10 protein-coding genes are annotated in these 9,384 nt (G+C 73.9%); 5 read left to right on the plus strand and 5 right to left on the minus strand.

Features of this window, described 5'->3' with window-relative positions:
• Window positions 1–427: DUF6542 domain-containing protein (locus ACTT8P_RS37045; protein ID WP_442836193.1), on the plus strand; the 427-nt coding region annotated here is incomplete at its 5' end.
• A 20-nt stretch (window positions 428–447) separates the two neighbouring features.
• Here ACTT8P_RS37045 and ppgK read toward each other — a convergent pair.
• Together ppgK and ACTT8P_RS37055 are read right to left on the minus strand one after the other, a co-directional pair.
• On the minus strand, window positions 448–1,212 hold the full coding sequence (ppgK, locus tag ACTT8P_RS37050; protein WP_442836194.1) for a polyphosphate--glucose phosphotransferase: 765 nt from the start codon (window positions 1,210–1,212) through the stop codon (window positions 448–450).
• Window positions 1,213–1,241: 29 nt separating this feature from the next.
• Complete coding sequence (locus ACTT8P_RS37055; RefSeq protein ID WP_442836195.1) at window positions 1,242–2,273, minus strand: 4-hydroxy-3-methylbut-2-enyl diphosphate reductase; 1,032 nt, start codon at window positions 2,271–2,273, stop codon at window positions 1,242–1,244.
• A gap of 92 nt (window positions 2,274–2,365) precedes the next feature.
• On the opposite strand from ACTT8P_RS37055, the gene ACTT8P_RS37060 reads away from it, so the two are divergent.
• The 3 genes from ACTT8P_RS37060 to ACTT8P_RS37070 all read left to right on the plus strand — a co-directional run bounded on the left by ACTT8P_RS37060 (window position 2,366) and on the right by ACTT8P_RS37070 (window position 5,349).
• The gene (locus tag ACTT8P_RS37060; RefSeq protein ID WP_442836196.1) at window positions 2,366–3,730 is read left to right on the plus strand and encodes an APC family permease; all 1,365 of its coding nucleotides are present in this window, start codon (window positions 2,366–2,368) and stop codon (window positions 3,728–3,730) included.
• 137 nt (window positions 3,731–3,867) lie between these two features.
• Complete coding sequence (gene xseA / locus ACTT8P_RS37065; protein WP_442836197.1) at window positions 3,868–5,076, plus strand: exodeoxyribonuclease VII large subunit; 1,209 nt, start codon at window positions 3,868–3,870, stop codon at window positions 5,074–5,076.
• Window positions 5,077–5,097: 21 nt separating this feature from the next.
• Entirely contained in the window at window positions 5,098–5,349 is a 252-nt protein-coding gene (locus ACTT8P_RS37070; RefSeq protein ID WP_442836201.1) for an exodeoxyribonuclease VII small subunit, read from the plus strand.
• A gap of 20 nt (window positions 5,350–5,369) precedes the next feature.
• On the opposite strand, the gene ACTT8P_RS37075 is transcribed toward ACTT8P_RS37070, so the two are convergent.
• The 3 genes from ACTT8P_RS37075 to ACTT8P_RS37085 are packed head-to-tail and all read right to left on the minus strand — an operon-like array spanning window position 5,370 to window position 8,514.
• Complete coding sequence (locus ACTT8P_RS37075) at window positions 5,370–6,899, minus strand: polysaccharide deacetylase family protein (protein ID WP_442836198.1); 1,530 nt, start codon at window positions 6,897–6,899, stop codon at window positions 5,370–5,372.
• The gene (locus ACTT8P_RS37080; protein WP_442836199.1) at window positions 6,896–7,030 is read right to left on the minus strand and encodes a hypothetical protein; all 135 of its coding nucleotides are present in this window, start codon (window positions 7,028–7,030) and stop codon (window positions 6,896–6,898) included. Before ACTT8P_RS37080 ends, ACTT8P_RS37075 begins: the two co-directional genes overlap by 4 nt.
• The gene (locus ACTT8P_RS37085) at window positions 7,027–8,514 is read right to left on the minus strand and encodes a glycosyltransferase family 2 protein (protein ID WP_442836202.1); all 1,488 of its coding nucleotides are present in this window, start codon (window positions 8,512–8,514) and stop codon (window positions 7,027–7,029) included. The genes ACTT8P_RS37080 and ACTT8P_RS37085 overlap by 4 nt, the downstream gene beginning before the upstream one ends.
• A gap of 198 nt (window positions 8,515–8,712) precedes the next feature.
• Here ACTT8P_RS37085 and ACTT8P_RS37090 point away from each other — a divergent pair, with 198 nt between their 5' ends.
• Complete coding sequence (locus ACTT8P_RS37090; RefSeq protein WP_442836200.1) at window positions 8,713–9,303, plus strand: malonic semialdehyde reductase; 591 nt, start codon at window positions 8,713–8,715, stop codon at window positions 9,301–9,303.
• The last annotated feature ends 81 nt before the right edge of the window (window positions 9,304–9,384 follow it).

A 9,384-nucleotide genomic window follows, 5' to 3' on the forward strand; every position in this document is an offset into this window, starting at 1 on the left:
GCCGAAGGCCGCGGCGACCCTGCGGCGGATGCCCAACCCCCGGCTGACCGGGCTGGGCGGCGGGCTGTTCTGCGCCGCGGTGATGCTCGCCTTCGGGTTCCTCGACCAGTTGCTGTTCGGCGCCTCGCCGACGGTGTACGGCGTGCTGTTCCTGCCCGCCTGTGTGCTGACCGCGGTCTGGGTGCGCCGGGGCGATCTGCTGACCGCGCCGATCGTGGTGCCGATCGCCTTCGCGGTGGGGCTGACCACCGTGGCGGACGGCGGCGACGGCTTCACCGGCGCGCTCGGCGGGTTCGTGACCGCGCTGGCAACGGAGGCCGGGTGGCTGTACGGCGGGACCCTGATCGCCGGTTCGATCGTGATCGCGCGCCGGATCCGGCTGGTGCGGCGCCGGGTCGCCGCCCGCGGCGGCCGCGCACCGGCCTGACCGCCCCCGCCCCGCGCGGCTCAGCCGGCGGCCGGTTGTGGCTGTCCCTCCGCCGCCCGCATCGCCGCCCCCACGATCCCCGCGTTGTTCTGCAACTGGGCCGGCACGATCTCCGCGCGGACGCCGTCTAGGTACGGCAGGAACTTGTGCGCCTTGCGGCTGACCCCGCCGCCGATGATGAACAGCTCGGGGGAGAACAGCATCTCGACGTGCGCGAGGTAGGCGCGTACCCGGTGGCCCCAGTGCTCCCAGCTCATGTCGTGGTCGTCCTTGACCTTGCTGGAGGCGCGCTTCTCGGCCTCGTGGCCGTCCAGCTCCAGGTGGCCCAGCTCGGTGTTGGGGACCAGGACGCCGTCGGCGAAGACGGCGCTGCCGATGCCGGTGCCGAAGGTGAGCAGCACGACCGTGCCCTTGCGGCCGCGCCCCGCGCCGAAGTGCATCTCGGCGACGCCGGCCGCGTCCGCGTCGTTGACGACGGTCACCGGGAGGCCGCCCAGACGGTCGCTGAAGAGGGCGCGGGCGTCGGTGTCGACCCAGCTCTTGTCGACGTTGGCCGCCGTGCGCACGGTGGCGCCGCCGGTGACCACGCCCGGGAAGGTCAGGCCGACCGGACCGGTCCAGCCGAAGTGCTCGACGACCTCGCGCACGCCGTCGGCCACCCCGTCCGGCGTCGCCGGGTGCGGGGTGAGCACCTTGCAGCGCTCCTGGGCCAGGTCGCCCCTGTCGAGATCCACAGGGGCACCCTTGATGCCGGATCCGCCGATGTCCACGCCGAAGATCTGCATGGCACCACGTTACGGCCTGCGACTGACAGTCACTCCCCCGAGGTACCCAAGGCGGACGCACCCGCGCCGCCGCGCTCCGCGACCAGCGCCGCCGCCTCCTCGCGCAGGTCCCGGCGCAGCTCCTTGGGGAGCGAGAAGGTGATGGACTCCTCGGCCGCCTTGACGATCTCCACGTCCCCGTAGCCCCGCGCGGAGAGGTACTCCAGGACCTGCTCGACCAGGATCTCCGGCACCGAGGCGCCGGAGGTGACACCGACCGTGGTGACGCCGTCCAGCCAGGTCTCGTCGATCTCGTCGGCGAAGTCCACCAGGTACGCGTCGCGGGCGCCGGCCTGCTTGGCGACCTCGACCAGCCGCTTGGAGTTGGAGGAGTTGCGGGAGCCGACCACGATGACCAGCTCGGCCTCGGCGCCCATCTGCTTCACGGCGAGCTGGCGGTTCTGCGTGGCGTAGCAGATGTCGTCGCTGGGCGGCGAGATGAGCTGCGGGAACTTCTCCTTCAGCGCGTCGACGGTCTCCATGGTCTCGTCGACCGAGAGGGTGGTCTGCGAGAGCCAGACGATCTTGGACGGGTCGCGCACCTCGACCTTGGCGACATCCTCCGGGCCGTCCACCAGCTGGATGTGCTCGGGGGCCTCGCCGGAGGTGCCGATGACCTCCTCGTGCCCCTCGTGGCCGATCAGCAGGATGTCGTAGTCGTCGTTGGCGAACCGGACCGCTTCCTTGTGCACCTTGGTGACCAGCGGGCAGGTCGCGTCGATGGTGGCGAGCCGGCCGCGCTCGGCCTCCTCGTGGACGACGGGGGCGACGCCGTGCGCGGAGAACATCACGATGTTCCCCTCGGGTACCTCCTCGGTCCGCTCGACGAAGATCGCGCCCTTCTTCTCCAGGGTCTGCACGACGTACTTGTTGTGCACGATCTCGTGCCGGACGTAGACGGGGGCGCCGTACTGTTCCAGCGCTTTCTCGACGGCGATCACGGCGCGGTCCACACCCGCGCAGTAGCCACGGGGGGCGGCGAGCAGGACACGGCGGCCAGACGAAGCAGTCATGCCGTCCATCGTACGGGCGCGTTCGGCGGGTCGGAGATCGCGTGGGGGGCGCGTTGGCGGAGAGACTGGCCGCAGGCTGTACGGGTACTGGCGGAGGCGCGATGTCCGAGACCGGCACAGGGGCCCAGCGGGCCGAGGAACACGACGCGCTGCGGCGCACACTGGGCTTTCGGGACCTGGTGGTCTACGGGCTGCTGTTCATCGCGCCGATGGCGCCGGTCGGCGTCTTCGGCACGCTGGACGCCAAGTCGCACGGCGCGGTGGCGCTGGTGTACCTGGTCGCGACGGTGGCGATGGCGTTCACGGCGTTCAGCTACGCGCAGATGGTGCGGGTGGTCCCGCAGGCGGGGTCGGTGTTCGCGTACGCGCGCGCGGGCCTCGGCAAGGGCGCCGGGTTCATCGCCGGGTGGATGGCGATGCTGGACTACGTCCTCATCCCGGCGGTCGCCTACCTCTTCTCCGGCATCGCGATGAACGAGCTGGTGCCGGACGTGTCGCGCTGGGTGTGGACGGCGCTGGCCGTGGTCGTCACCACGCTGCTGAACCTGTGGGGGGTGCGGGCGGCGGCCCGGGTGGGGTTCGCGGTGCTGGCGCTGGAGATCGTGGTGCTGGCCGTGTTCGTGGTGGCGGCGATCGTGGTGCTGGTGCGGGACGGGGCGGAGCGGGGGTGGCTGTCGCCGCTGAGCGGGGACGGCACGCAGGGCGCGTTCGCGCTGTCGGCGGTGGTCGGCGCGGTGTCGGTGGCGGTGCTGTCGTATCTCGGCTTCGACGCGATCGCGACGTTCGCCGAGGAGGTGACCGGCGGGTCGGCGAAGGTGGCCCGCGCGCTGCTGTTCTGCCTGGCGCTGGCCGGGGTGCTGTTCGTGGCGCAGACGTATCTGGCGGGGCTGCTGGCGCCGATGTCGTCGGCGGAACTGGCGGCCGAGCCGGGCGGGCAGGGGTCGGCGTTCTACGACACGGTGAACTCCGCGGCCGGGACCTGGCTGCACGATCTGGTGGCGGTGAGCAAGGCGATCGGCGCGGCGTTCGCGGCGCTGGCCGGGCAGGCGGCGGCCGGGCGGCTGCTGTTCGCGATGGGCCGGGACCGGCGGCTGCCGGGAGTACTGGCGCGGACGTACTCCGGGGTGCCGCGGGTGGCGCTGCTGGTGGCGGCGGTGATCACGCTGGTCGCGGCGGTCTGGGCGGCCCGGCGGGACGACGGGCTCGACCATCTGACGACGGTGGTGAATCTGGGCGCGTTGTCCGCGTTCACGTTGTTGCACGCGAGCGTGGTGGGGTGGTTCGTGGTGCGGCGGGCGGGGGGCGCGGTGAGCTGGTGGCGGCATCTTCTGGTTCCCGTCGTCGGGGCGGCGATCACGGTGGCGGTGATCGTGGAGGCGTCGGGGACGGCGCAGGTGGTGGGGTTGGTGTGGCTGGTGGTGGGGGTGGTGGTGCTGGTGACGCAGCGGAGGCGGCCATCGCCGTAAGGGGGTTGTGGTCGGCGGGTGCGGGTAGTTCGTGGTTGATCGCGCCCCGCGGCGGAGCCGCACATGCCACGGCCCCGCGCCCCTTCAGGGCGCTTCTCGTCCCCGGCGCTGTCAGTGGGGGCCGTTACGCTCACCGCATGGCTTTGCACACGAGTCCGGAGTCGCCGCTGCCCGTGGGTGAGGTGTCGCGGCTGATCGGGAGCTGGATCGACCGGCTGGGGGCGATCTGGGTGGAGGGGCAGATCACCCAGCTGTCGCGGCGGCCCGGCGCGGGCGTGGTGTTCCTGACCCTGCGCGACCCCTCGCACGACATCTCGGTGAGCGTCACCTGCTACCGGCAGGTCTTCGACGCGGTCGCCGACGTGATCGGCGAGGGCGCCCGCGTGGTGGTCCGCGCCAAACCGGAGTGGTACGCGCCGCGCGGGCAGCTGTCGCTGCGGGCCGCCGAGATCAAGCCGGTGGGAGTGGGCGAGCTGCTGGCCCGCCTCGAGCAGCTGAAGAAGTCCCTCGCCCGCGAGGGGCTGTTCGCGCCGGAGCGCAAGAAGCCGCTGCCGTTTCTGCCGCAGCTCGTCGGGCTGGTGTGCGGCCGCGCCTCGGCCGCCGAGCGGGACGTGCTGGAGAACGCCCACCGCCGCTGGCCCGCCGTCCGCTTCGAGGTGCGCAACGTCGCGGTGCAGGGCGTGCACGCCGTGCCGCAGGTCGTCCAGGCGGTCAAGGAGCTGGACGCGCTGGACGAGGTGGACGTGATCGTCGTGGCACGCGGCGGCGGCAGCGTGGAGGACCTGCTGCCGTTCTCGGACGAGCAGCTGGTCCGGGTGGTCGCCGAGTGCCGTACGCCGGTGGTCTCCGCCATCGGGCACGAGCCGGACAATCCGCTCCTGGACCATGTGGCCGACCTGCGCGCCTCGACCCCGACCGACGCGGCGAAGAAGGTGGTGCCGGACGTCGGCGAGGAGTACGAGCGGGTACGGCTGCTGCGGGACCGGGCGCGGCGCTGTGTGGCGGCGTTCGTCGACCGTGAGGAGCGGGGGCTGGCGCACGCGCTGGCCCGCCCGGCGATACAGGACCCGCAGCGCATGATCGACGAGCGTGCCGAGCAGGTGACGGCCCTGCTGGAGCGGGGCCGCCGCACCCTGCGCCACCACCTGGACCGGGCCGACTCCGAGCTGACGCACACGCACGCGCGGGTGGTGGCCCTCTCCCCCGCCGCGACCCTGCGGCGGGGGTACGCGGTGTTGCAGCGGTCCGACGGCCAGGCGGTCCGCGATCCGGCCGAGGTGACGGCGGGCGAGACGCTGCGGGCCCGGGTCGCCGAGGGCGATCTCACGGTCCGGGTCGACGCATAGGGTGAACGGATGGGTGAACGGATGACCGGCGAGGTGGAGCAGACGGCGGCCCGGACCGAGGCGCTCGGCTACGAGCAGGCCCGGGACGAGCTGATCGAGGTCGTACGACGCCTTGAGGCGGGCGGTACGACGCTGGAGGAGTCCCTCGCCCTGTGGGAGCGGGGCGAGGAGCTGGCGAAGGTCTGCCGGCGCTGGCTGGACGGGGCCCGGGCCCGGCTGGACGCGGCCCTGGCCGAGGAGGCCGGGGGCGCGGACCCGGCGGCGGCCTCCTAGGAGCGGAGCGGACGAGCACGCTACTCGACCGTGAGCGAGGTGAAGGCGGGCCAGGTGCCGTCCGTCCGCTCGTTGCGCACGGCCAGGGAGAAGCCGCCGGCCCCGGCCGCCGGGTCGGTGGCCCGGGGCGGGCGCAGGGTGGCGCAGGGGTGGCCGTCGACCGTCGCCCGGACCTGCTGGGGACTCACCGAGATCTCCACCCGGTGCTCGGCGGCGGGCCGCAGTTCGCAGCTCCGGCCCGGCCGCCCGGCGTTCCGCCCGGCGTTCCGCCCGGAGTTCTTCGCGGCCAGCCGGGCGGCGCCGTGGCCCACCGAGAGCACCACGGGACGCGGGCTGCCGGAGCGGACCATGACGCTCGCGCCGGTGACCCCGCCGCGCAGTCCGGTCACCGTGGCGCGCAGCCGGTACGCCGTCCAGTCGGCGGTGGCGAGCGGCAGGTGGTCGGCCCAGACGTAGTGGTCGCGCGGGTGGGGACCGGCGCCGGTGAGGGCGCCGAGGCCGACGTCGCGGGCGCCGCCGAAGGACCAGTCACCGGGCCGGCGCAGCGGCCGGCGGACGTCGGCGGGCCGGCGGGGCGCCCAGCGGGCCAGTTCCTTCAGCAGGGTCTCGGCGCTTGTCTCCGGCGTGACCTCGAGGCGCTGCACGAACCCGGTCGCGGCGGCCCGGCGGCCGGGCGGCGCCGGGCGGCGTCCGCTGTTGGTCAGGGCGGCCGTGAACCGCTCGCGCAGCAGCGAGCGGAGTGTCGCGGTGCCGTCCGGGCCCAGGTTGGTGCGGTCCAGCACCTCGGAGAAGGGCATGGCGAACAGTTCCGGGCGGGGCAGCCCGTGGTCGGTGAGGGCGGTGATCGACCGGTCGAGGTCGGCGGCGACCCGGCGCCGGTACTCCGCCACGGTCTCCCGGCGGCCCGCGGCCGGCCGCCAGATCCGGTTGCTGAGGACCGAGGCCCGGCGGCCGGTGGCGTCCACCGGGGCCCGGACGTGGCTGTCGTCGGTGTGCGCCTGGAAGTCCCAGCGCCCGGAGCGGGCCATCCGCGCGGTCTCCGCCCAGGACAGGTAGTAGGGGCGGTGGGTGCCCACCTGGCCGGTGATGAGGTACGCCGCCGCCTTCGCGCCGTGCCGCTTCAGGATCGGGTCGGCGTGTGTCCACAGGCCGTGGGTGCCGTCGTCGAAGGTGAGGTAGACGGTGCGCGGGGCTGGGGTGCGGCCGGTGCGCAGGTATCCGGTGAACTCGGCGGTGGACAGGGTGCGGTAGCCGGCCTCGCGCAGGGCGCGCAGGTGGGCGTCGAAGCGCTCGGGGGACACGGCGTAGCGGCCCGTCGTCTCGGCGCCGATGTCGTGGTAGGCGAGGACCACCGGGGCGGCGGCCCGGCCCGGCGCCGGGGCCCCGGCCGCCTTGCCCTCGGCCGCCGGGGCCGGTACCTGCGGGGCGACGGCGCGGCCCAGGGCGTCGTACTGCCAGGCCGCCGCGAAGGGCAGGGCGACGACGGTGAGCGAGAGCAGGGCGAGGGTGCCGCGCAGGAGCAGGCGTTTTCCGCCGGGCCGGGCGGTCACAGCAGCCGCCCCCGGCTGATGACGAACAGGTAGACCAGGGCGAGCACGGCGCCCGTGGTGCCGACGGCGAGCGCGCGGGCCAGCGCGCGCAGCGGCGTTCTCGTGACCGGGCTCCTCGGCCAGGTGTTCATGCGGGGCTCCTCGACCAGACGTTGCGGCGCAGGGTGCACAGGGCGTACGGCAGCAGCCAGGCCAGTACGCAGCACGACAGCAGGCTCATCAGCGGGCGGCAGCGCCAGGCGCGGTCGGCGGGGTGGTCGAGCCGGTAGGCCAGGCCCCAGACGCAGCCCTTGAGGACGACGCCGCCCAGGTAGAGCAGGGTGAGCAGGCCGGCCAGGTGCAGCGGGGCCCACAGCAGGTGGCGGACGGCGAGGACGGGCGCGGCGAGCACCCACAGGACGTGTCCGTAGTAGAGCGCGGCGGCGGCCGGGCCCCGGCGCCACATGAAGCGGCCGGTGAAGAAGAGGTTGCGGACGAAGCTCTTCTTCCAGCGGATCTGCTGGCGCAGGAAGGCGGCGGGGCGGGACGGCACCCGGGTCCACACCCGGGCGGCGCGGGAGTAGCCGACCTCCCACTTCAGCTCGGGGTAGTCGTGGTCGCGGACGAACGGCGAGTCGGCGTGCCGCCGCTTCAGGGCGCGGCCCCGCCATTTCTGGCCCAGGACGTACCCGGTGAGCTGGCGGTCGGTGGCGAACCGGAAGGGGGCGCCGAGGAAGCGGTCCTCGGCCCAGGCGGGCAGGTAGTTCCAGATCGCCTCGCGGCGGAACGTGGCGAGCGGCCCGGAGACGCAGGCGACCGAGCCGAAGGCGGCCTCGGCGGCCTTGGTGATGCGGAACTGTCCCTCGTACCAGACGTCCTGGATCCGGGCGAGCAGGCCGGCGTCGGCGTTCAGGGCCCGGCAGTGGCCGCTGAGCGCGCCGAGTTCGGGGTGCCGGGTCATGGCGGTGACGCAGGCGGTGACGGCGTCCGGGGCGATGACGCAGTCGGAGTCGGTGAACAGCAGGATGTCGCCGTCGGCGCGTTCGCAGGCGCGCACCAGGGCGCCCTTCTTGCCGAGGTTGCGCTCCAGGCGGATCAGGGTGAGCGGCAGTTCGGCGGCGAGCCGCTCCAGGATGTCGCCGGTGCCGTCGGTGGAGGCGTCGTCGACCACGACGATCTGTACGTCGGGATGGCCGACGGCGGCCATGGAGCGCACGCAGGTCTCGATGTGCTCGCGTTCGTCGCGCACGGCGAGCAGGAAGCTCACCCGGGGCCGGGCCGGCAGCGGCGGGAAGGCGGCCAGGTCGCGGGGGCGGCGGCGCAGCGGGCGCAGGGCCGGGTCGTCGTAGCGGCTGTAGGCGAGGTGCAGCAGGCAGATGGTGCCGGCCAGGACGGTCAGGCCGTAGCACAGCGGGGGGTCGAAGCCGTGCGGCAGCCGGACCGCCCGGCGGGCCAGGAGCAGCAGCAGGGGCAGCAGCGCGACGAGGGTGAGCAGGCTGACGACGCCGCGGCGGACCTCGGCGTCCAGGGCGTCCAGCCGCCCGCCCAGGCGGCGGGCGGCGCGCCGGGCCGGGGAACGGGCCGGGCGGTCGGCCGGGGAACGGGCCGGGGCGCGGGTGCGGGTGCCGGGCAGCAGGGCGTTCACACGGTCATATAGGCGTACTCGGACGCCCCTCCGGCACCCCGACACGCGGCGCCCGGCGATCGGCGCGGCCCCCTTCACCCCGGCGGCGGTGTGAGGCGGATCACCCGATTCCGGTATTGGTTGAACCTTGAACTTCTTTGCCGTACGGTCGTCCCCGTCAACGGCTCCGCACTTCGAGGAAGATCACGCATGTCTCTCGTTCTTGACCCCGCCGCCCAGGACCTGCTGTTCCGCGAGGCCCGCACCGCGAACGCCTTCACCGACGAGCCGGTGACCGAGGAGCAGGTGCAGGCGATCTACGACCTGGTCAAGTACGGCCCGACCGCCTTCAACCAGTCCCCGCTGCGGGTCACCCTGGTGCGCTCCCCCGAGGCCCGCGAGCGGCTGGTGAAGCACATGTCCGAGGGCAACGCCGCCAAGACCGCCACCGCGCCGCTGGTCGCCATCCTGTCCGCGGACAACGAGTTCCACGAGGAACTGCCGCAGCTCTTCCCGCACTTCCCGCAGGCCAAGGACGCGTTCTTCGCCGAGCGCCCCGCCCGCGAGGGCTCCGCGGCGCTGAACGCCGCGCTCCAGGCCGGTTACTTCATCGTCGGCGTCCGCGCCGCGGGCCTGGCCGCCGGCCCGATGACCGGCTTCGACTTCGAGGGCGTCCGCAAGGAGTTCCTGGACGACGACCACACCCCGCTGATGATCGTCAACATCGGCCGGCCGGGCCCGGACGCCTGGTACCCGCGCTCGCCGCGGCTGGCCTACGACGAGGTCGTCACCACCGTCTGAGTCACCACTGTCCGAGTCACCACCGTCCGGGCAGGCACCTCCGGCTCGGGCCCCGCGGCACGCGGGGCCCGAGCCGCGGGC

The sequence above is a fragment of the Streptomyces sp. JW3 genome (assembly GCF_052216785.1).
Classification (GTDB): Bacteria; Actinomycetota; Actinomycetes; order Streptomycetales; family Streptomycetaceae; genus Streptomyces.